Source organism: Pseudomonas sp. PAMC25584, from assembly GCF_058135675.1.
On record NZ_CM176870.1, the window covers coordinates 426,261 to 448,627 of the forward strand.

The following is a 22,367-nucleotide window of genomic DNA, read 5'->3' on the forward strand; positions in this document are numbered from 1 at the left end:
CAGTCCCGCCATAAAAAGTAGGGCGCTTGCCTGCGCCGGATCAACCGCCCGCACTGCCTTTGCAGGCGCCCGCGTTCAGATGGCGCAGGCGGTTAGCGCCTTTAGCCGCCGATTTCGTACCCAGGTCGTAGTCCAACTGGCATATGCCCCCGGCATCGGCCCCCCACTTGACCGTCAACGGCCCCTTAGGGCGCGCCACACGGACAAACGCCTTACCGCCCTGCCCGACAATGCCGACACTGGCACCGTCTTCATCGAAGACATCTGAACCAAAGGGAAGTGGATTGCCATCCTCGCGCAGGGCCGTGATCAACAAGGCCTGGCCGCTGACCGTGGCGAATTGCAGCTTCACCACCGAACCGGCGCGGGGGGCGACGTTTTGCGCGGCGCTCTTGAGCTCCACATCGATGGAAAGGTCCTTGGGGTCCAACTCGACGACGTTGCGGCGGTACGGCGTGAGGTGGGGGACCACGGCATAACCGCGCTTGCCGATTTGAGCGCTGTGGTTGCCGTTGATCCGTGCGCCCTCGGCGTCGGGCGCCTGGACGATGCCGACGGTATCGCCCAACTCCGGCGCGAAGGTCACGCCGCCGGCATGCGCGACCATGCCGCCGGTCATGCCGAACGATGCCGAACGGTAGGCACTGCTCTGGCCAACGCTGGCGGAAAGCACACCTTGGCCGGTCTGGTATTTCATGTCGGCACTGCTGGCGTTGCCTCTGCCGTGCGTCTGGCTGGCGCCGATGCCGTAGCTGAACTCGCTGCGTTCACCCAGGCTGCCGCCGAGGGTCACGCGCTCGCCGCTGCTTTGATCGCCGCGATAGGCCGTGGTGGTCAAGGTCGGCGAGCGTGGGCCGTTGCCCAGGGGCAGGCTCAGGGTCAAGTCCACTTGCTTGTCGACGCGTTCGCTCAGCAAGTCACGGCTGCGCTGGGCGCTGAGGGTGTAGTGAATGCCTTTCCAGGCACCGCTGTAACCGGCGGTGAAGGTCAGGTTGGCGCTTTTGCGGTTCCAGTAGTTTTGTGAGGAACCGGTCAGGTACACCGTGCCGACGCCCAGGCTCTGGTTGAGGCTGATATCCATCCGGTCACGCAGCCGCGACAGGCTGTCGACGCGCAGCCCGTCGATGGCGAGGCCACGCACGCGTGCCGCGTCGGCCACGCTCAGGAAGCCTTCGGTGGAATACCGGTAGGCGCCGAGCGCAAAGTGGGTGCCGGTGTCTGCGAAGTTCTTGCTGTAGCGCATCTGCAGGCTTTGCCCCTCAAGGAAGCCGTGCCCTTTCAGGTGAGCGCTGGAGTGGGTCAGGTCCAAAGACAGCGCGCCAAACGCCGTGTTGAATGCCGCACCCGCCAGTTGCGAGCTGTAGTCGTCGGCCAGCACCGCGCCGGTGTAGCCGGTCAACAGGTTGCTGAGGCCATGCTGGTAGGTGGCCTGCAGCAGTTTGGGAGGGTGGCGCACGCCAATTTCATCCAGTTGGCCGAGACTCACCGAGTAGCGCTTATAGCCGGCACGCAACAGGTTGGCGTTGGCGGCGAACGGCACGACGAACTCGCGCCGACGCCCATCGGCTTCGGTGATCGTGACGTTCAGGTCGCCCCCATAGCCGGTCGGGAACAAGTCATTGAGCACGAACGGGCCGGGGGCGACGGAAACCTCGTCCAATAACACGCCGCGTTGGCGCACGCTGACCCGCGCGTTGGTCTCGGCGACGCCACGCACGACGGGCGCAAAGCCGGTCTGGGAGTCTGGCAGCATGCGGTCATCGCTGAACAGGCTGGCCCCGCGCAGGCGCACGCTGTCGAATAACTCGCCCGGGGTGTGGATCTCGCCCACCATCAGTTGTGACTGCAGCGGGCTTACGTCGCGTTGCACGTAGGTGGCGTTGCTTTGATAACCCGAGGCGCTGTCGGTTTGGCTGTAGCTGCCGTTGTGGCGCCAATGCCAATCGCCCAGGTTAAGCCCGGTATTGAGGCCTAGATAATGGGAGCTGAGCGCGCGACCGTTGGTGCGGGTCGCAAAGGTATTGGCGTTGTAGCGCACAAAGGCGGCATCGATGCCGCTGTCCCACTGGCGCGGGTCGACATAGCCGCGCGCCTTGCGTGCCAGGTAGATCTGCGGAATCTGCAGGTCCAGGCGGTTTTCGCCGGCGTCGAATGGGCTGCTGGCGCCCGGCAGGTAGGTGGCGATATCGGCACAGTCGGTAAACGGTGAAGGGGCGGCGACACCGGCTTGGGCGGATTGCCGGTCGACCGCGTCCAGGTCGACGCCGAACCTGAGCAGCGCCTCACGCCCTAGGCACAACTGCGTGCTGTTCTGGCCTTCGACCGCCGCGAACGACACGGTTTCGCGCCCGATCCACTGGCCGTTGAGGTGGACGTCGGCGCGGTAGCTGCCGGGCAGCACAATGTTGCCCTGGCTGAACTTTGAAATATCGACCTGCAGGCCGCCCGCGCGATCCGCAAAGAAGGCCGGGTTGAATGCGACATGCTCCGCCGCGTGGGCATCCAGGGCATGAGCGCTGCTCAGCAGTAACAGGCATCGTGTCGTTAGCCGCAATCGAGGGTGTGTCAGGGGCCCGTGGCCTGGCCTGGCGGGCATGTTCAAACGCATGGTGACCGTTCCCGGAAAATAGGTGCTGTTCGAATTCGGGCATGGGTAAGCCCTGCCCTGAAAAAAGGGCATCAACCGAACGTGTGGAATGCAGTGAGTGAGGCGGCCAGCCGGCCTGCAGAGGTGCTGGCGGACGTATTTAGGCGGTCATGGCGCGACCTTGGTGCTGTGCGAGACCTTGGCCCCGAAATCGTCGAGCGTGCGGAACTCTACGGTGGCCGCGGCACCTGGCGGCGTTTTCAGGGTGGGTAGTTCGAAGCGTTGGCGAGCGCCGGGTGTCACCATGTTTTCGGCGCCTGATGTGGCGACCTGGCGGGGATGACGCCGCCCCGACTCCAGCAGGTCGATCTGTTCGAAGGTCACGTGATAAGGGCTCGGGTTGTAGACCTCCAGCGCCTGGCCTTGCGCGTTCGAAACGCGGCGCCATTGCAGTTTTCCAGGCGCGGCCTCGACCGCGTAAGGCAGGTTCTGCGGACGGAAAAACAGCTTGATCCGCGAGCGGAAGGCGAGCTGCAACTGATTGCCCTGTTGGGCGCCTGGCGTTTGCGCGGGCACTTCCAGTACGTTGAACCAGAACAGGCTTTCCTCGGCCGACGGCAAGGTGTCGCCCGTGTAGGCCAGGCGCACGACCTGTTGTTTACCCGGCTCCATGCGAAAGATCGGTGGCGTGGCGACAAAGGGCGCTGCGGCGAGGTCCGGCGTCAAGCGCTCGTCGCCGTTGTCCAGCCATGCCTGGATCAGCACCGGCGCCTGGTTCTTGCTTTCGAGCCGGACCGTCACCTCCTTGGCTTGCTGCGGGTAGACGATGCGCGTGCTGTTGATCACCACGCTGGCCTGCACGACGGCGGCGCCGAACAGCGCCCACGTCAACAGCAGGCACTTGGCTGGCAGGTGTGAAAGGGAAGTAGCGTTCATACCGTCAGTCACTGGGTGGAGGCAGGGGTGAGGCCCGCCGAATGGCGCACGCGGGCGCCGAAGTCGCTGACCGTCGTGAACTCAACCTGGGGCGCGCCGCTGGGGCGTTCGCGCAGCAGCGGCAGTACAAAGCGTTTCACATCACCGGCCGGCATCAACAGGCTGTCGTTGGCGGCCTTGTTCGGTGCTTTGCTGAAGCGTTTGCCGTCGCTCAGCAAGTCAACCGAGGTGAGGGAAATATGGTACGGCGTCGGATTGGTTGCCTGTAGGGCAAAACCCTGGTCGTGGCGCACCAGTTGCCATTGCAGTTTCGCCGGGGCGCTGCTGACCGGGTAGGGCAGTGCCTGCGGTCGCAGGAATACCCGCAAGCGGCTGCGGAACGCGAGTTCGATCTGGTTGTTCTGCGCGGCATCGGCGGCCAGCGGGGGGACTTCGAGCACATTCAGCCAGTACAGGCGTTCACGGTCGCCGGGGGCTGATTCGCCGGCATAGCGCAGGCGCACCGCCTGTTGCTGATGGGGCTCGATGCGGAAGATCGGCGGCGACAGGCTGAACGGTGTTTGCGCTGTCGCGGGTGTCGAGCGCACGTCGCCGGCATCCAGCCAGGTCTGCACCAGCGCCGGGCGGTTGCCCTTGTTCTCCAGGCGTACAACCACCTCTTGCCGGTCGGCTGGGTAGATTACGCGTGTGCCGTAGATAATCACGCCCGCGTGGGCGCTGGATGCTAGCAGCGAGAACCCTCCGACAGCACAGCAGGCTAGGGCAAGGCGGGCGATTGTTTTCATCATCTGAATGCTCTTCGAGTCAGCGGGCAGACCCTGCACGACGGCGCAGGTCCGTTGCGTGCAAGGCCGGCATGCTGGTCCCTTAATCGGCGTACTCGACCAGGAAGCCGACCCGCGTGCGGACCGTTCCTTCGGTGGCGGCGCCGCTGGCGTACATTTGCGCGGCCAGTGGGATGACGGCCTGGTTGTCGGCGATCACCACCCCCGCCGATTTCTCGGTGTAGACGTGGATGGGAGAGCCATCGCGGTTAGTCACTTCGATCTGTACGTTCTTGGCGTTGGTGGTGTCGGCCGGGTCGTTGTAGCCATCGATGTTCAAACGCCCGGTCGCCACATCGATGGCCGGGCTGGTTGGGTCGAAAGCCACCATCGCGGTGCGGCCGTTAGCGCAACTGCCTTCGCCCGGCCCACCGATGCGAATGGTGAAACCGGTCAGGTTGGCGCGATCGCCCGGGTTCGCCAGGCGCGCAGCGGCGACGCCTCCCAGGTTGACGTCCTTGACCACTGCGCCGGTGCCCGGCGCCGAGCCTTCGACGGTACAGGTCACGTCGTTCACCAACCCACTGAAATTGAGGGTGCCATCCGTTGCCGCGAGAGCGGGTTGCGAGACGGCGGCGGTCACGGCAAGCATGGCCGCAACGGTGGATAGTGCGTTGTTGTTCATAGTGTTTCCGATCGTAAATTAGCGGTAGCCCCGTCACCACTTCAAACCATGGGTCTGAAGTTTGTTTGTCGTTTTCAAGTGGAGAGGACGGCGTAATTGTTCGCTGGAACCAGTGGTTTTCCTATAGAGAAGTAACGAAATTTGTCTCGTGATTGTTCGAAAAAACAATCGGCGCCTATTCGGGTTTTTTCTAAATAGCGCTGTTGCAACTTTTCTGTAAGACACAACTGTCAGACACTGCTGAAAGCGTCAGTCTTAGTCTGTTTCAGTATTGCTCAGTGGTTTGGCCTGGGATATACCGAGCGTGTAATGGCGAGAGTTTGTTTGTCATGAGCTGAATCCACTTATGCAGGTTTCGTGATGACTACTTCACTTTCCGATACCTATGCGGTCATGTTGCTCGATGACCATGAGATGGTTCGACAGGGGATCGAATTGGGGCTGAGCAAAGAGGCCGATCTCACTGTCATCGGCTCCTTCGGGACCGCCAGGGAGTTGCTGGAGGCGCTCGCCCAGCGGTCGGCGGATATCGTGGTGATGGACTTTATCCTGGGGCCCTCGGACATGGATGGCCTCAGTCTGATCCAGACGCTGAATCGACGATTCAGCCAGTGCAGGCCTATTGTTGTTGCTTCGCACTACACCCCCGCTACGGTCTCACTGGCGTTGAACGCCGGAAGTTGGGGCGTGTTGGGCAAAACCCAGAATCTGATTGAATTGATCACGGCGATTCGCACGGTCGCCCAAGGCGGGATTTACTTGCAGCCTTGTATGTTGCCGACACTACGGGGGATACCGCCGATTCGCGATATTGCGACAACCGGATCGAACAAAGAGTTATCGATCCCGCAACGCTTGCATGCTTGCCTCACGCCCAAGGAGCAGGAAGTACTGCGTTGTTTTTTGGATGGTATGACCGTCAATTCGATTGCGGCAAAGTTCTCGCGCAGCGCAAGTACGATCAGCACGCAAAAACAATCGGCTTATCGAAAATTGGGCATCCGGAGTGACTGCGAGCTGTTCAAGTTCTCTCACCAGTTCGGTGAGCCTCAATGACGCAGTGTCTGTAAGACGGACAGTTAAACCGGATCGTCCATATAGCGCAGCGCCAAGCGCTCCGTTGCTTCCCGCGCCGCCGGCAACAGGTGCGGCGCGACCAGCATCATGATCTGGTACACCACCACCTGCACCTCGCCTTCTCGGTCGAGAATGCGTTGGTAGTCCAGGGAAAACAGCAGGGTCAGCGTGATCTGTTCCACCAGTTGGCCCAGCGCCTGGGTGCCGCTGACCAACTGCCCCGCCGCCTGCAGCCGTGCGAGCAATGACGCCAGGGTGCGCTTGAGCGCCGTGAGCAGGTTGCGAATGCCCCTTGCCAGCTTCGGCAGGCGCCCCGCCAGGTTCGACAGGTCCTGGAACAGAAACCGGTAATGGGCCATGCGCTCGACAATCAGGTGCAGGAACAGCCAGTAATCCTGGGCCTCCAGTTGCGCGCCCGGCGGTGGATCGAGCAGGGGCGACAGCTCACTCTGAAAACGCTCGAACAGCCCGAGCACCAGCGGCTCCTTGCCATGGAAGTGGTAGTAGAGATTGCCGGGGCTGATCCCCATTTCATTGGCCACCTCCATGGTCGACACGTTGGGTTCGCCCTTGTGGTTGAACAACTGCAGGGCACATTCGAGGATACGGTCGCGGGTCTTCATCCGGTCTTCTTAAATAGGATCGTTGAGCTCAGCGGACCCGCACGTAAGTGCCTGGCGCTGCTTCCATCGGAGGGTAATTCTGGTTGCCCAGGGCGGTGAGGGTTTCGCGTTGTACGCCCGAGCGCTGTTGAATCCAGGCCAGCCACTGTGGCCACCAACTGCCTTCGACATGGCTGGCGTCGTAGTACCAGGCGCGCGGGTCGCTGCTCAGCTTGAGGTTTTCGACGTAGTTGGCCTTGGGGTTGCCCGGCGGGTTGAGGATGCTCTGGATATGCCCGCTGTTGGACAACACGAAGCGCCGCTCACCGCCCAGCAATTGGGTGGAGCGGTACACCGCATCCCATGGCGTGATGTGGTCGTTGATCCCGGCCACGCTGAAGCTGTCCACCGTGACCTTTTGCAGGTCGATGGGCGTGCCGCACACCTCCAGGCCACCGGGATGGCTCAGCGGGTTGTGCTTGAAGAAGTCCAGCAGGTCGCCATGCAGGGCGGCGGGCAGGCGCGTGTTGTCGTTGTTCCAGTACAGGATGTCGAAGGCCGGCGGTTCCTTGCCCAACAGGTAGTTGTTGATCCAGTAGTTCCAGATCAGGTCGTTGGGGCGCATCCAGGCAAACACCTTGGCCATGTCGCGGCCATCCAGCACGCCCTGCTGGTAGGAGCGGCGCTTGGCGGCTTCCAGGGTTTGCTCGTCGGCGAACAGGGTGGCGGGGCTGTCGATCTGGCTGTCGAGCAGGCTCACCAGATAGCTGGCGCTGGAGACACGGCGCAGTTGGCGCTTGGCTTGCAGGTGGCCTTGCAGGGCGGCGATGGTCAGGCCGCCGGCACAGGCGCCCATCAGGTTGACCTCGCGGGCGCCAGTGATGGCGCGGCAGACGTTGAGTGCCTCCTCCAGCGCGGCCACATAGGTGGACAGGCCCCATTCGCGGTGGCGTACATCCGGGTTGCGCCAGCTGACGATGAAGGTCTGCAGGCCATTTTTCAGGGCGTACTGCACAAAGCTGTTGGCTGGGCTCAGGTCGAAGATGTAGTACTTGTTGATTTGCGGCGGCACGATCAGCAGCGGTTTGGCGTACTGTTTTTCGCTCATGGGCTTGTACTGGATCAGCTCCAGCAGTTCATTGCGAAACACCACCGAGCCTGGGGTGGTGGCAACGGTCTTGCCCACTTCAAAGGCGTGCTTGCTGACCTGGCGCGGCAGGCCGTTGTTGTGCAGCAAGTCTTCGAACAGGTTGCTTACGCCGCGCACCACGCTGTTGCCGCCGGAGTTGAGCAACTCCTTGATGGCTAGCGGGTTGAGCAGGGTGTTGGAGGGCGATACCGCATCGTTGATCAGGCTGAAGGCGAAGTGCGCACGGGCGCGGTCATCGGCGTTCAGGGTGCTGTCATCGATCCAGCGGCGGGTCTGTTTCTGCCAGCTCAAATACGCCTGCAGGCTACGCCGATACAGCGGGTTGAGGGCCCAGGTCGGGTCGATGAAGCGGCTGTCGTGGGGGTTGGGTTCATGCACCGTTTCGCCGAGCAGCACGCGCCCCAGTTGGCCGCCGAGGGCCAGGGCATGACGGGCGGTATGCACCGGGTTGCGCAAACTGTGGGCGGCGACGCTGCGCAGAGTCGACAGCAAGTCCCGGCCGCGCAGGCCGGTGATCGCATTTTGCGCGTTGATGAACACGGCAGGGGTGGGCGCCGGGTTCGTCACGGGTCTTTCTCGCATGAGCCAACACTCCTTCGTCAAACCATCAACAGGCACGCCAATTCAGAACCATAGTCGGTTCTCGGCAAGTTGCGCGGCGGTGTGGTCCTTACACCGCCGGACGGGGATGAATCACCGCGCGCAGGCGCTCCTCCTCGAGAAATTTCATGATGATCGGCGCCACGGCTTCGGCGCGGGTGATCAGGAACAGGTGGCCATCATCGATGATGTGCAACTGTGCGTTGGGAATACGCCAGGCGAGCATGCGCATGTTGATCAGCGGGATCAGCGGGTCGTCGTCCCCGGCCAGCACCAGGGTCGGCTGACGGATCTTGTGCAGCCAGTGGATGCTGGTCCAGCCCAGCCCTGCGAACAGTTGCCAGTAGTAGCCCAGCTTGCCGGCCGAGCGCACTTTGCTCGCGTGTTCGGCGGCCAGTTTCGAATCGCGACGGAACGAGCCGCCATAAATCATCGGCGCAATGCGCACCACGTGGGACGGCTGGATATAGCGCCGCGGGCTCGCCATCAGCCACAGCACTTTCGGCTTGCCTGGCACCATCACCGCACCGGCGGCGGTCGCGGCGAGAATCAGCTTCTTGCAGCGCTCCGGGTAGTCGTAGGCAAACTGCTGCGCCAACGCGCCGCCCCAGGACACGCCCACCACATTCACCTGGCCGTAGTCCAGGTAATCGAGCATGCGCGCGGTGAGTTTGGCCAGGCCGGGAAAGCGATACGGCCGCTTGGGCGTGGAGGAACCGCCGACGCCCGGTACATCGAAGGCGATCACTTCCAGGTCCGGGTCCAGCGCCTGGACGAACGGAAACACCAGCTCGAGGTTGGCGCCGATGCCGTTGAAGATCAGCAGCGGCGTCAAGTGCGGCTTGCCCGGGCGTACCGCCGTGCGGATGGTTTGGCCATCCAGGTCGATGGTGCGGAAGATGAACGGTTGCGGCATGCTCAAGCCCTGTGAAGTATTCCAGCTAGAATGCACTCCAAATGTGGGAGGGGGCTTGCTCCCGATAGCATCACTGCGGTGTAACAGATACACCGCGCCGCCTGCATCGGGGGCAAGCCCCCTCCCACATTTGATCCCATTTCAATGCAAAAAAAGTGTGCTCTAGCGTTCATGCACATAGGTACCCGGTGCGGCTTCGGCTGCGGCGTAGGTTTTATTGCCTAATGTCGTCGGTGCCTTCTTCAACTTGCCCGCCCGTTCTGCCTGCCACACCTGCCAATGCAACCACCAGGAATCCGTGTGCTTGGTGGCATTTTCCTGCCACTCCAGCGGTTTTCCCGCCAGGCTGTCGCTGGTCTGGTAGCGCGCCTTGGGGTTGCCCGGCGGGTTGAGAATGCTCTGGATATGCCCGCTGCTGGACAGCACAAATTCCACCTTGCCGCCAAACAGTTGCGCCGACTTGTAGCAGGACTGCCACGGCGTGATGTGGTCGTTGGTGCCAGCCAATGAGTAGATATCGGCTGTGACCTGCTTGAGGTCGATCGGCGTGCCGCACACCTCCAGGGCATTGGCGCGCACCAGCGGGTTGTTCTTGAACAGCTCGATCAGGTCGCCGTGGAATGCCGCCGGCAAGCGCGTGGTGTCGTTGTTCCAGAACAGGATGTCGAACACCGGCGGCTCGTTGCCCAGCAGGTAGTTGTTGACCCAGTAATTCCAGATCAGGTCGTTGGGGCGCATCCAGGCAAACACCTTGGCCATGTCGCGGCCTTCCAGTACGCCGGCCTGGTAGGAATGGCGCTTGGCCGCTTCCAGCGTCTGCTCATCCACAAACAGCGCCACCTGCGTGTCCAGCGTGGTGTCGAGCACGCTCACCAGCAGGGTCAGGGCGTTGACCTTCTTCTCCCCCAGCGCCGCGTAGTGACCGAGCAGGGCGGTGCAGGTGATGCCGCCGGAGCAGGCGCCGAGCATGTTGATGTCTTTGCTGCCGGTAATCGCGGTGACCACATCGACCGCTTCCTTGAGCGCCTCGATATACGTCGACAGGCCCCATTCGCGCTGGGCCTTGGTCGGATTACGCCAACTGACGATAAACGTCTGCTGGCCGTTGCGCAGGCAGAAACGTGCCAGGCTCTTATCCGGGCTCAGGTCGAAGACATAGAATTTGTTGATCTGCGGCGGCACCACCAGCAGCGGGCGTTCGTGGACCTGTTCGGTGATTGGCTTGTACTGGATCAGCTCCAGCACGTCATTGCGAAACACCACCGCGCCTTCGGTGGTGCCCAGGGACTTGCCCACTTCAAAGGCGCCCATGTTGACCTGGCTCGGCATGCCGCCGTTATGCACCATGTCCTTGGCCAGGTGGGACAGGCCGTCCAGCAGGCTTTTGCCGCCGGTTTCAAAGAAGCGCTTGACCGCCGCCGGGTTGGCCGCCGTATTGGAGGGGGCCATGGCTTCGGTCATCAGGTTGATCACGAAGTGACCGCGGCTGATGTCCTGCTCCGACAGGTTGCTGTCGCCGATCCAGTCGTGCAGTTCCTTGCGCCACGCCAGGTAGGTTTGCAGGTAACGTTTGTAGAGTGGGTTCTGGCTCCAGGCCGGGTCTTGAAAGCGACGGTCATCGCTTTCGGGCGCTAGCACGGACTTGCCGAACATCACATTTTTCAATTCGACGCCAAAGTGGGCGACATGCTTGACGCTGTGCAACGGTTGTCTGATGGCTTGGCTCAGCACCATCTTCGCCGAGGCCAATAAGTCCTTTTTACGTAACGCGATGATCGGGTTCAGCCCCAAGGTGTTTTCCGAGGCCTGGCGTTTCAAGTCATCGTTATTCTTGTTACTCATCTACGACGCTCCATTGTCCGAAAGACGAGTACCGGGTACCGCTGCGCACCACGTTTCGATACACAACACAAGCCAGGTACTGCGACTCGGGTGACCGTTGATACCGCATCGTCAAATGCAGGGAACTTGCCAGTTCCATTGGTTACCCGAGTTTATTTTTTTTCGCAAGTGGGCCAATCATTGGCCACAGGAGTGGGCATTCAAGCAGATGGAATTAGAAAATGCCCTCTAAAGAGCAAGAAGCCTGGGCTAGAGCATCAGCCGCACGACCGACTGATCCGGGTCGCGGGTTTTACCGGCCGCTTTGAGTTCGGCGAGGTAATCGATCCACAGCGCGTCCTGACGCACGGCCAATTGATAGAGGTAGTCCCAGGTGAACAATCCACTGTCGTGCCCGTCGTCGAAGATCAATTTCAGTGCGTACTGACCGGCCGGTTCGATCTTGCTCAAGCGCACGTTGAGCTTGCCGAATTGCAGGATCGGTTTGCCGTGGCCCTGGACTTCGGCGGAAGGCGAATGTACCCGGAGGAATTCGGCGGGCAACTGGTAGACCTCTTCGGCGCCGTAGGTGAGGCCGAGGGTGTTTGAGGTTTTGTGCAGGTTTACAGCCGTAGGAAATTTCGACATTGATGAGGGTCCTGAATAAACCGGCTTCAAAATGTAGGAGGGGGCAAGTGTAGTGGTCAACTCATCCCGGACACGGTTTTGAGTTTTTCTTCCGTTTTCGCTGGGGCCAATCCATCGTTAAATTGATGAGGTCGGATCCAGTTGTAGTGATGCATCAGGTACTGGCTAATGTCTCTCTGAGCCTGGTGGCCGGTCATGTAGCCAGTGGTTGGTATCCACTCTGTTTTCAAGCTGCGAAAAACCCTCTCCATCGGCGCATTATCCCAGCAGTTTCCTCGGCGGCTCATACTCTGACGCATGCGATAACGCCACAGCCGCTGGCGAAAGTTGCGGCTGCCATATTGCGATCCCTGGTCTGAGTGAAATAGCAGGCCTTGCGGCTTGCCACGCTGCTCGTAAGCCACGTCCAACGCCTTGATCACCAAGTCTGCATCCGGCTTTTCTGATAACGCCCAGCCCACCACTCGACGAGCGTAAAGATCCATGACAACCGCAAGGTAGTGCCATTTCCCCTGTGCCCAGATGTAGGTGATGTCGCCGCACCAGACCTGGTTGGGCGCTTCGACATCAAATTCTCGGTTCAATATATTTGGGATATCCGGCCGCTCGACTGTCGCCTTTTTATAGGCGTGTGATCCTGGCTGCTTGCTGACCAACTCCAGCTCACGCATCAGCCTGCGTACCTTAAACCGTCCAATTTGCTCACCTTCTTCTTGCATCATCAACGTGATGCTTCGACTGCCGGGAGCACTTCGGCCCTGGGTGAACAACTCGCTCACTCGGCTACGCAGCCTGAGCCGCTCAACATCTGGTGTTCGCCGCCTTAGACGATGCGCGTAGTACCCCGAACGAGCGACCTCAAACGCCTCGCACAAGCAGTCAACAGGCTCATGGACGCTTAGCTGATTGATCAGCGCGTACGCTCGAGATCTTCCGACATCAAGAGCGCGGTAGCCTTTTTTAATATTGATTTCTCGCGCTCGAGGCGAGCAATCCGAGCTTCCAACTCCTGGATTTTTTGCTGCTCTGGTGTCAGGGCCTTGCTCTGGGGCGTGACGCCGGTGCGCTCTTGCTGAAGCTGGTCGACCCAGCGGCGCAGCGCCGACTCACCAACACTCAGTGAACGACTGGCTTCGATGAAGCTGTAGTTTTGCTTGAGCACGAGGTCGGCAGCCTCGCGTTTGAATTCAGCGGAAAAGGTACGGCGTTGTTTGGTCATCTGACACCTCGATCTGGCGAGTATTCTCGCCTAAAAGGGTGTCCGGTTTCATTAGACCACTACAAAGCCCCCTCCTACATTGAAGCAAAGCAGTGCTGTGTGAGGTTTACAGGATATAGCGAGACAGATCTTCGTTCTGCGCCAATTCGCCCAGGTGGCTGTTGACGTAGTCGGCGTCGATCTGGATCGCTTCGCCATTCTGCGCACCGGCCAGGTCGCCGGCGCTGAAGGACACTTCCTCGAGCAGGCGTTCGAGCAAGGTGTGCAGGCGACGGGCACCGATGTTCTCGGTCTTCTCGTTGACCTGCCAGGCGATTTCCGCCAGGCGCTTGATGCCGTCCGGCAGGAACTCGATGGCGAGGCCTTCGGTTTTCAGCAGCTCACGGTATTGCTCGGTGAGCGAGGCGTGCGGCTCGCTGAGGATGCGTTCGAAGTCGCCCGGGGTCAGCGCCTTGAGCTCCACGCGAATCGGCAGGCGGCCTTGCAGTTCCGGCACCAGGTCGCTTGGTTTGCTCAGGTGGAACGCACCGGACGCGATAAACAGGATGTGGTCGGTCTTGACCATGCCCAGCTTGGTGTTGACGGTGCAGCCTTCGATCAGCGGCAGCAGGTCGCGCTGTACGCCCTCGCGGGACACGTCGACGCCGCCGGAGTTACCGCGCTTGGCCACTTTGTCGATCTCATCGATAAACACGATGCCGTGCTGCTCGACCGCTTCCAGGGCCTTGGCCTTGAGTTCTTCCTCATTGACCAGGCGCCCGGCTTCTTCGTCGCGCACCAGCTTCAGCGCGTCCTTCACCTTGAGCTTGCGGCTTTTTTTCTTGCCCTTGCCCATGTTGGCGAACAGGTTCTGCAACTGGCTGGTCATTTCTTCCATGCCAGGCGGCGCGGAGATGTCGACGCCGGACATTTCGGCGACTTCGATCTCGATTTCCTTGTCGTCCAACTGGCCTTCACGCAGGCGCTTGCGGAACAGCTGACGGGTGTTGGAATCCGAGGCGGGTGCGGCGTCTTCGTTGAAGCCCATGCGGGCCGGTGGCAGCAGGGCGTCGAGGATGCGTTCTTCGGCGGCGTCTTCGGCGCGGTGGCTGACCTTGGTCATTTCCTGTTCGCGCAGCAGTTTCAGAGCGGCGTCGGCCAGGTCACGAATGATCGATTCAACGTCGCGGCCCACGTAGCCGACTTCGGTGAACTTGGTCGCTTCGACCTTGATGAACGGGGCATTGGCCAGCTTAGCCAGGCGCCGGGCGATCTCGGTTTTACCGACGCCGGTCGGGCCGATCATCAGGATGTTCTTCGGCGTTACTTCAACGCGCAGTTCTTCCGGCAGTTGCATCCGGCGCCAGCGGTTACGCAGCGCAATGGCAACGGCGCGCTTGGCATCGTCCTGGCCGATGATATGGCGATTGAGTTCATGGACGATTTCGCGGGGAGTCATGGACATAGTGTTTGCGGTCCTCAAGCGGGAATAAGCCTACGGCTTACTCGGCGAGGTCCTGCTCCTCAATGGTGAAGTTGTGGTTGGTGAACACGCAGATATCGCCGGCGATACCGAGTGCGGTCTCGACGATTTCGCGGGCCGACAGGTCGGTTTTCTTCAACAGTGCGCTGGCTGCCGCTTGGGCGAAGCCACCGCCGGAACCCATGGCTATCAGCCCGTGTTCAGGCTCAACCACATCGCCGTTACCGGTGATGATCAGGGACGCGTCTTTGTTGGCGACGGCCAGCATGGCTTCGAGGCGGCTGAGGGAGCGGTCGGTGCGCCATTCTTTGGCGAGTTCGACGGCGGCGCGAACCAAATGACCCTGGTGTTTTTCCAGTTGGCCTTCGAAACGCTCGAACAGGGTGAAGGCGTCGGCGGTAGCGCCGGCAAAGCCCGCGAGCACCTGGCCGTGGTACAGGAGGCGCACTTTCTTTGCGTTGCCTTTCATCACGGTATTGCCAAGAGAAACCTGGCCGTCGCCGCCCATGACGACTTTGCCGTGGCGACGTACTGAAACGATGGTGGTCAAGAGGAGAGTCTCCACGCAGCGGGGCGAAAATGCCCTGGTGGGAACTGATATGGGGGTAGCGGGGATGATTTCAACCTTGGGAGGTTGGTACGGACGAATGGTGTCTATTGGTCTGACACACTTTCGAGAACCGCCTAAAACCAATGTGGGAGGGGCGGTGCGACGATTCGACTTGCCCCCGATCGCGGTGTATCAGTCGCCGAAAATATTGACTGATCTACCGCTATCGGGGGCAAGCCCCTCCCACATTTTGATCCGTATTGGCTTTAGATCAGCGGCTCTGGCGCTGTTGTAACAACAGGTTGCTAAAGCCCGCGCCGGCCAATTGTTTCTGCGCCACGGTCAGTTGTTCACGGTTGCTGAACGGCCCCACCAACACGCGATACCACGTCGCGTCCTTCACGGTGCCGGATTCCACCGTGACCGCCTGGCCAAGCAGGATGATCTGCGCCCGCACGCGATCGGCGTCCGCCTGTTTCGGGAACGAGCCCGCCTGCAGGAAGAACTTGGTCACCGGCGCCGCCTTGGTGGTCGCAACCGGCGGCGGTGGCGGCGGGGTGATCCCGGCCAGCGCGGCCTGGGCCCGTGCCGTGTCGATTTTGGCCGCTTCCGCCGGGGTGACCGGCGTGGTCGGTACTTGCGGCGTCGGCAGGGTTTTCTCCGGCACGGCGTCGGGCGGCACGATCACTTCCGATTCCGGCAGCAGCGTGTAGAAGTCGTACTTCGGCTTCACCGGCGCGGTCGGGCTTGGGGCGGTCTTGTTGGCTTCGGCCATTTTCGTGGCTTTTTGCTGCTCCTGTTTGACCCGTTTGACGTCATCGCCCTGGCCTGGGTCCAGCTTCATCAGAAATACGATGAACGCGCCGACCGTGAGGCCGATGGCCATCCACAGCCAGCCCGGAATAGGCTTCTTCGCCGGAGCCTGGTAGCGGCTGGCGCCACGCTTGGGTGCAGGTTTTTTCTTGGCAGCCAACTTACATACGCTCCAGAGTTTCCAGGCCCAACAGTTCCAGGCCTTGCTTGAGGGTCCGTCCAGCCAGTGCGGCGAGGCGCAGGCGACTTTGCTTGTGGGCTTCGTCGTCGGCGGTGAGGATCGGGCAGTTCTCGTAGAAGCTGGAGAACAGCCCGGCGACTTCGTACAGGTAAGTGCAGAGGATATGCGGCGTGCCTTTCTCGCCGACGCTGTTCAGCACTTCAGCGAATTGCGCCAGCTTGGCGCCCAGTTCCTGTTCCTGGGGCGCTTCCAGCACGATCTGCCCCTGCACTTCGCTGAAGTCCTTGCCCAGCTTGCGGAACACCCCGGCCACGCGGGTGTAGGCGTACAGCAGGTACGGCGCGGTGTTGCCTTCGAAGTTGAGCATCAGCTCGAAGTTGAAGCTGTAGTCGCTGGTGCGGTGCTTGGACAGGTCGGCGTATTTCACCGCGCCAATGCCCACCACGCGAGCGATGTTGCGCAGGTCGGCGTCCGCCAGCTCCGGGTTCTTTTCCTTCACCAGGTTGTAGGCACGTTCCTGAGCTTCGTTCAGCAGGTCGATCAGCTTCACGGTGCCGCCGTCACGGGTCTTGAACGGGCGGCCGTCGGCGCCGTTCATGGTGCCGAACCCCATGTGTTCCATGTGCATCGGGTGCGTGACGAAACCGGCGCGGCGCGCTACTTCGAACACCTGCTGGAAGTGCAGGGCCTGGCGCTGGTCGACGAAATACAACGCACGGTCGGCCTTGAGCACGCCGCTGCGGTAGCGCACGGCGGCCAGGTCGGTGGTGGCGTAGAGGTAGCCACCATCGGCCTTGACGATGATCACCGGCAGCGGCTCGCCCTCGGCGGTCTTGAATTCTTCGAGGAACACGCACTGCGCGCCGTTACTTTCCACCAGCAGGCCTTTGGCCTTGAGGTCGTTGACCACGTTGATCAGGTCGTCGTTGTAGGCGCTTTCGCCCATGACGTCGGCCATGGTCAGCTTGACGTTGAGCAGTTCGTAGATTTTCTGGCAGTGGGCCAGAGAGATTTCGCGGAAACGCGACCACAACGCCAGGCATTCCTTGTCGCCGGCTTGCAGCTTGACCACCAGGCCACGGGCGCGGTCGGCGAAGGCTTCGGATTCGTCGAAGCGCTTCTTCGCGGCGCGGTAGAAGTTTTCCAGGTCCGACAGCTCGTTGCTGGTGATCGGGTTTTCCTGCAGGTAGGCCATCAGCATGCCGAACTGGGTGCCCCAGTCGCCCACGTGGTTCTGACGGATCACGGTGTCGCCGAGAAACTCCAGCACCCGTGCCACGCCGTCGCCGATGATGGTCGAGCGCAGGTGGCCGACGTGCATCTCTTTGGCCAGGTTGGGCGCCGACAGGTCGATGGCCACGCGCTCTGCGGGGCCGGCCTTGCGCACGCCGATTTTGGCGTCGGCCAGGGCGGCATCGAGGCGTGAAGCCAGGGCCTCGGTGTTCTGGAAGATATTGATAAAGCCCGGGCCGGCGATTTCGGCCTTGCTCACCTGCGGATCGGCCGGCAGCGCGGCGATGATTTTCTCCGCCAGGTCGCGCGGCTTCATGCCGGCCGGCTTGGCCAGCATCATCGCGATGTTGCTGGCGAAGTCACCGTGGGTCTTGTCGCGGGTGTTTTCCACCTGGATCGCCGGCGTCAGGCCTTCAGGCAACACACCTTCGTTGACGAGTTGGGTGAGGGCTTGTTGGATCAGCTGGCGAATGGTGTCTTTCATGGTGTTCTCTTTCGACCGCAAGCGGTGGCGCGCGATGCGCAGGTGGAAAAACTGGGCATTATCCGTGGCGAGGGCAGGCTTGCCAACCGTTCAGACCAGATGGCGGACCTGCGGGCCTCATCGCGGGTAAGCCCGCTGCCACATTTAAGCGTGTTCACATTTCAAAATGCGGGGCCTGGCGTGCCGGTGATGGCGATTTAACTATCAATACAAATCGACCGGGTCCACATCCATCGACCATCGCACCTGGCGTCCGCTGGGCATTTGCTCCAGCGCAAGTAACCAGCTACTTAATAGCCGATGCAGCGGCGCGCGTGACGTCGCCTGCAAGAGTAGCTGAGCGCGATACCGTCCGGCTCGGCGCTCCATGGGCGCGGGCACCGGGCCGAGCAATTCGATGCCGCTCAGGCCCAGTTCGCCGAGCAGACGTTCGGCGGCGCTGCAGGCTTCATCGAGAAACCCCTCCGCCTGGCCCGGCTTGTGCGCCTCGGCACGCAGCAGCGCGAGGTGAGCAAAGGGCGGCAGGCCGGCGGCGCGGCGTTCGCTCAAGGCCTGCTCGGCAAACGCGAAATAACCTTGTTCGGTCAGTTGAATCAGCAGCGGATGGTCAGCCAGGTGGGTCTGGATGATCACCTTACCCGGCTCCTCGGCACGCCCGGCACGCCCGGCCACTTGCACGATCAACTGCGCCATGCGCTCGCTGGCGCGGAAGTCCCCGGAGAACAAGCCGCCGTCGGCATCCAGGATCGACACCAGGGTCACCCGGGGGAAGTGATGCCCCTTGGCAAGCATCTGCGTGCCCACCAGGATGCACGGTTGGCCCTTCTGGATGGTGGCGAACAGCTGGTTCATCGCGTCTTTGCGCGAGGTGCTGTCGCGATCGACCCGCAGCACCGGGTAGTCCGGGAACAGAATGCCCAGGCGTTCTTCGGCGCGTTCGGTGCCCGCGCCAACCGGTCGCAGGTCGACTTTGCCGCATTGCGGGCAATGACGCGGCACGCGTTCCACATGGCCGCAGTGATGGCAGCGCAACTCGCCATGGCGCTGGTGGACGGTCATGCGCGCATCGCAGCGTTCGCATTCGGACATCCAGCCGCAGTCATGGCACAACAAGGTCGGCGCGAAGCCGCGACGATTGAGAAACACCAGGACTTGCTGGCCAGCGGCGAGGGTCTGGCCGATGGCTTGTTGCATCGGCCCGGAAATGCCGCTGTCCAGTGGCCGGCTTTTTACATCCAGGCGTAGGAAGCGCGGTTGCTTGGCGCCGCCTGCGCGCTCATTCAGCCGTAGCAGGCCATAACGGCCGGTGTAGGCGTTATGCAGGCTTTCCAGGGAAGGGGTGGCCGAACCCAGTACGATCGGGATGTCTTCCTGGCGCGCACGCACCAGGGCCAGGTCGCGGGCGTGGTAGCGCAGGCCTTCCTGCTGCTTATACGAACCGTCGTGTTCTTCGTCGATGATGATCAGCCCGGGGTTTTTCATCGGGGTGAACAGCGCCGAGCGGGTGCCGATAATAATGTCGGCCTCGCCGTCCCGCGCCGCCAGCCACGACTCCAGGCGTTCACGGTCGTTGACCGCCGAATGCACCAGGGCGATGCGTGCGTTGAAGCGCTGTTCGAAACGCGCCAAGGTTTGCGGGCCGAGGTTGATCTCGGGGATCAGCACCAGCGCCTGTTTGCCCGCCTGTAGGGTTTCGCGGATCAACTGCAGATAGACTTCGGTCTTGCCGCTGCCGGTCACGCCGGCCAGCAGGAACGCGTGAAAGCTGTCAAACCCTGCGCGAATGGCTTCATAGGCCGCACGCTGTTCGGGGTTCAGCGGCAATTCCGGTTGGGCCAGCCAGTGTTCATGGCGCGGGTCCGGGGCGTGCTTGCGGATCTCGACTTGCACCATGCCTTTGGCGAGCAGCAGGTCGAGGCTGTCTTTGCTCAGCATCAGCTTGCTCAAGAGCTGATGGGCCACGCCATGGGGGTGCTGGGCCAGCGTCGCGAGGGCTTCACGCTGGCGCGGAGCGCGGGCGATGCGCGGGTCGTCGAGGCGTGCGCCGGGCACCGTCGACCAGAAGCGCTCCTGGCGTGCTTCAGCCAACTCGCCCTGGCGCAGCAGCACCGGCAGCGCCCAGCTCAAGGTGTCGCCCAGGCTGTGCTGGTAATACTGGGCAGTCCACAGGCACAGCTTGAACAGCGCGGGTGGCAGCGGCGGGGTGGCGTCGAGGATGGCCACGGCCGGCTTGAGCTTTTCTGCCGGGACTTCGCTGTGATCGGCCACTTCTACCAGGATGCCGATCATTTCCCTGCGCCCAAAGGGCACCCGTACCCGCATGCCTGGCTGCAACTGCGCCCGCAGCACGCCAGCCGGGGCCCTGTAGTCGAACAGGCGGCGCAGGGGCGAGGGCAGGGCTAGGCGCAAAATGGCGTCGGGCACGCGAGGGGTTCTCTATAAGGAGGGTGATGACGAAGGGCGGGAGCCTAGCAGACGAGGGATGCGTTGGGTATGCCGCGGTTTTCGGATGAAAGGGGCGTTGGTGTACTGAATCGATGCAGAGCGGCGCTTGCGCGTTTAAAAAGGTCTGGTAGAATTCGCGGCCTAATTACGTGCGGTATTCGACAATGGTGTCGAGTGGCGGCACGCTAGCCTGAGGAAGTCACCATGAAAGCCGGTATCCATCCAGCGTACGAAACCATCGAAGTCACCTGCAGCTGCGGCAACAAGTTCGAAACCCGTTCGAACCTGTGCAAGCCACTGGGCACTGACGTATGCAACGAGTGCCACCCGTTCTACACCGGTAAGCAGAAAACTCTGGACACTGGCGGCCGCGTACAGCGCTTCGCAGATCGCTTTGGTGCTTTCGGCAAGAAGCCTGCTGCTACTCCGGCAGAGTAAGGCTCAAAAGCCCTATGGGCTTTTGCCAGCTGTTGAAAAAGGCGCCCCTTGTGGGCGCCTTTTTTGTGCCCGCGATTTGGCTGTCGGCGGCCAGGCAGGAACTCCAGCGCGATTGCGTTTGTTGAAATCGATATCGGAAGAAAAATTGTAGACATCTTTTAAGCAGATTGTGAGCAGTCCGCTCCTTGTATCCCGCAGCTCTTGGCCAAAAGTCGTAGTGCATAGCCCTTGACACCTGTGACTGTCCAGTCTTGTAGGGGCTTTACGACACGAGTATCCTCGGCGGTCCGTCGACCAACAGTAAAAGCGGAATGCCGATATGTCTGATTTGAAAACTGCCGCTCTCGAATATCATGCCCTTCCTCGTCCAGGAAAGCTGAGTGTAGAGCTCACCAAAGCCACTGCCACCGCCCGCGACCTGTCGCTGGCCTACAGCCCTGGCGTTGCCGAGCCTGTACGTGAAATCGCCCGTGACCCTGAATTGGCGTACAAATACACCGGCAAAGGCAACCTGGTTGCAGTGATTTCCGATGGCACCGCGATTCTCGGCCTGGGTAACCTCGGCCCATTGGCCTCCAAGCCAGTTATGGAAGGTAAGGGCGTGCTGTTCAAGCGCTTTGCCGGCATCGACGTGTTCGACATCGAAGTCGATTCCGAGAGTCCGCAGGCTTTCATCGACACCGTCAAGCGCATTTCCATCACCTTCGGTGGCATCAACCTGGAAGACATCAAGGCACCTGAGTGCTTCGAGATCGAAAAGGCCCTGATCGAGCAGTGCGACATTCCGGTATTCCACGATGACCAGCACGGCACCGCGATCGTTACTGCGGCCGGCATGATCAACGCCCTGGAAATCGCTGGCAAAACCCTGGCTGACGCCAAGATCGTCTGCCTGGGCGCCGGCGCTGCGGCCATCTCGTGCATGAAGCTGATCGTCAGCATGGGCGCCAAGCTGGAAAACATCTACATGGTCGACAGCAAGGGCGTGATCCAGTCCGAGCGTACCGACCTGAACCAGTACAAGGCGATGTTTGCGCATCCGTCCTCCAAGCGCACCCTGGCTGAGGCCCTCGACGGTGCCGACGTGTTCGTCGGCCTGTCCGGTCCGAACCTGCTGAGCGCTGAAGGCCTGAAGGCCATGGCGGCCAACCCGATCGTGTTCGCCTGCTCCAACCCGGACCCAGAAATCGCGCCGGAACTGGCACACGCCACCCGCGACGACGTGATCATGGCCACCGGCCGTTCGGACTACCCGAACCAGGTCAACAACGTACTGGGCTTCCCGTTCATCTTCCGTGGTGCCCTGGACGTTCGCGCCAAGCGCATCAACGAAGAAATGAAAGTGGCTGCCGCCAACGCCCTGCGTGAACTGGCCAAGCTGCCGGTGCCTCAGGATGTGTGCGATGCCTACGGTGGCGCCAAGCTGGAATTCGGTCGTGAGTACATCATTCCGAAACCAATGGACAAGCGCCTGATCACCCTGATCTCCGACGCCGTGGCCAAAGCCGCGATCGAGACCGGTGTGGCCACCCTGCCGTATCCGAAAAACTACCCGCTGCAAAGCGTGGATGATGTGTTCAACGGCTAAGCCGTTGTAGCGCACCAACAAAAAGCCCCGGCTCTCGCGAGTCGGGGCTTTTTGCTGTCTGGCTATAAACCCAAGGCCTGCGCAGAACCAAATGTGGGAGGGGGCAAGCCCCCGATAGCGGTGTGTCAGTCACCTGATGAGTTGACTGGTCTACTGCTATCGGGCTCC

At 61.5% G+C, this 22,367-nt stretch carries 19 protein-coding genes and 1 pseudogene; 5 read left to right on the plus strand and 15 right to left on the minus strand.

The features are described from left to right. Positions 1-40: 40 nt before the first annotated feature. From ACS5Q8_RS01900 to ACS5Q8_RS01915, 4 genes are all read right to left on the minus strand, one after another. On the minus strand, positions 41-2,608 hold the full coding sequence (locus tag ACS5Q8_RS01900; protein ID WP_465159784.1) for a fimbria/pilus outer membrane usher protein: 2,568 nt from the start codon (positions 2,606-2,608) through the stop codon (positions 41-43). A gap of 147 nt (positions 2,609-2,755) precedes the next feature. Continuing rightward, positions 2,756-3,523, minus strand: coding sequence for a fimbrial biogenesis chaperone (locus ACS5Q8_RS01905; protein ID WP_465159785.1), 768 nt, complete (start codon positions 3,521-3,523; stop codon positions 2,756-2,758). Positions 3,524-3,531: 8 nt separating this feature from the next. Next, complete coding sequence (locus tag ACS5Q8_RS01910) at positions 3,532-4,308, minus strand: fimbrial biogenesis chaperone (protein ID WP_443693755.1); 777 nt, start codon at positions 4,306-4,308, stop codon at positions 3,532-3,534. Between the two features lie 82 nt (positions 4,309-4,390). Continuing rightward, entirely contained in the window at positions 4,391-4,972 is a 582-nt protein-coding gene (locus ACS5Q8_RS01915) for a fimbrial protein (protein WP_276195929.1), read from the minus strand. 360 nt (positions 4,973-5,332) lie between these two features. Here ACS5Q8_RS01915 and ACS5Q8_RS01920 point away from each other — a divergent pair, with 360 nt between their 5' ends. Then, positions 5,333-6,028 (plus strand): response regulator transcription factor, encoded by a 696-nt coding sequence (locus ACS5Q8_RS01920; protein WP_276195930.1) that lies wholly within the window; start codon positions 5,333-5,335, stop codon positions 6,026-6,028. Between the two features lie 23 nt (positions 6,029-6,051). Here the strand turns inward: ACS5Q8_RS01920 and ACS5Q8_RS01925 are convergent, their stop codons facing one another. From ACS5Q8_RS01925 to argS, 10 genes are all read right to left on the minus strand, one after another. Then, complete coding sequence (locus ACS5Q8_RS01925) at positions 6,052-6,672, minus strand: TetR/AcrR family transcriptional regulator (RefSeq protein ID WP_276195931.1); 621 nt, start codon at positions 6,670-6,672, stop codon at positions 6,052-6,054. 28 nt (positions 6,673-6,700) lie between these two features. Continuing rightward, on the minus strand, positions 6,701-8,383 hold the full coding sequence (gene phaC / locus ACS5Q8_RS01930) for a class II poly(R)-hydroxyalkanoic acid synthase (protein WP_276195932.1): 1,683 nt from the start codon (positions 8,381-8,383) through the stop codon (positions 6,701-6,703). Between the two features lie 88 nt (positions 8,384-8,471). After that, positions 8,472-9,317, minus strand: a complete 846-nt coding sequence (gene phaZ / locus ACS5Q8_RS01935; protein ID WP_247399872.1) for a poly(3-hydroxyalkanoate) depolymerase — start codon at positions 9,315-9,317, stop codon at positions 8,472-8,474. 162 nt (positions 9,318-9,479) lie between these two features. Continuing rightward, the gene (gene phaC / locus ACS5Q8_RS01940) at positions 9,480-11,159 is read right to left on the minus strand and encodes a class II poly(R)-hydroxyalkanoic acid synthase (protein ID WP_276195933.1); all 1,680 of its coding nucleotides are present in this window, start codon (positions 11,157-11,159) and stop codon (positions 9,480-9,482) included. Between the two features lie 249 nt (positions 11,160-11,408). After that, complete coding sequence (locus ACS5Q8_RS01945; RefSeq protein WP_276195935.1) at positions 11,409-11,786, minus strand: gamma-butyrobetaine hydroxylase family protein; 378 nt, start codon at positions 11,784-11,786, stop codon at positions 11,409-11,411. 56 nt (positions 11,787-11,842) lie between these two features. Beyond that, positions 11,843-13,005, minus strand: a protein-coding gene (locus ACS5Q8_RS01950) for an IS3 family transposase (RefSeq protein WP_095019831.1) whose coding sequence is annotated in 2 segments (ribosomal slippage) — positions 11,843-12,750 and positions 12,750-13,005 — 1,164 coding nt in all. Because the reading frame shifts where the segments join, the coding sequence is not laid out codon by codon here. A 106-nt stretch (positions 13,006-13,111) separates the two neighbouring features. Then, positions 13,112-14,449, minus strand: a complete 1,338-nt coding sequence (gene hslU, locus ACS5Q8_RS01955) for an ATP-dependent protease ATPase subunit HslU (RefSeq protein WP_276195936.1) — start codon at positions 14,447-14,449, stop codon at positions 13,112-13,114. A 37-nt stretch (positions 14,450-14,486) separates the two neighbouring features. Further along, positions 14,487-15,017: an ATP-dependent protease subunit HslV gene (hslV, locus tag ACS5Q8_RS01960; protein ID WP_247399883.1), complete on the minus strand. Its 531-nt coding sequence runs from the start codon at positions 15,015-15,017 to the stop codon at positions 14,487-14,489. A gap of 271 nt (positions 15,018-15,288) precedes the next feature. Next, positions 15,289-15,990: an SPOR domain-containing protein gene (locus tag ACS5Q8_RS01965; RefSeq protein WP_276195938.1), complete on the minus strand. Its 702-nt coding sequence runs from the start codon at positions 15,988-15,990 to the stop codon at positions 15,289-15,291. Between the two features lies 1 nt (position 15,991). Then, positions 15,992-17,728 carry an arginine--tRNA ligase gene (argS, locus tag ACS5Q8_RS01970; protein WP_276195939.1) on the minus strand — a complete coding sequence of 579 codons (1,737 nt, stop codon included), beginning with the start codon at positions 17,726-17,728 and terminating at the stop codon, positions 15,992-15,994. Here argS and ACS5Q8_RS01975 point away from each other — a divergent pair. Continuing rightward, positions 17,699-17,929 carry a hypothetical protein gene (locus tag ACS5Q8_RS01975; protein ID WP_276195940.1) on the plus strand — a complete coding sequence of 77 codons (231 nt, stop codon included), beginning with the start codon at positions 17,699-17,701 and terminating at the stop codon, positions 17,927-17,929. The two genes, argS and ACS5Q8_RS01975, sit on opposite strands and share 30 nt — an antisense overlap. A 3-nt stretch (positions 17,930-17,932) precedes the next feature. Here the strand turns inward: ACS5Q8_RS01975 and ACS5Q8_RS01980 are convergent, their stop codons facing one another. After that, positions 17,933-20,152: a primosomal protein N' gene (locus ACS5Q8_RS01980; protein WP_465159786.1), complete on the minus strand. Its 2,220-nt coding sequence runs from the start codon at positions 20,150-20,152 to the stop codon at positions 17,933-17,935. 225 nt (positions 20,153-20,377) lie between these two features. On the opposite strand from ACS5Q8_RS01980, the gene rpmE reads away from it, so the two are divergent. The 3 genes and pseudogenes from rpmE to ACS5Q8_RS01995 all read left to right on the plus strand — a co-directional run bounded on the left by rpmE (position 20,378) and on the right by ACS5Q8_RS01995 (position 22,199). Then, positions 20,378-20,611, plus strand: coding sequence for a 50S ribosomal protein L31 (gene rpmE / locus ACS5Q8_RS01985; RefSeq protein ID WP_247406541.1), 234 nt, complete (start codon positions 20,378-20,380; stop codon positions 20,609-20,611). Between the two features lie 14 nt (positions 20,612-20,625). Next, positions 20,626-20,715: pseudogene (locus ACS5Q8_RS01990) on the plus strand (thermonuclease family protein); the annotation flags it as partial. Positions 20,716-20,930: 215 nt separating this feature from the next. Further along, complete coding sequence (locus ACS5Q8_RS01995) at positions 20,931-22,199, plus strand: malic enzyme-like NAD(P)-binding protein (protein WP_247406539.1); 1,269 nt, start codon at positions 20,931-20,933, stop codon at positions 22,197-22,199. The last annotated feature ends 168 nt before the right edge of the window (positions 22,200-22,367 follow it).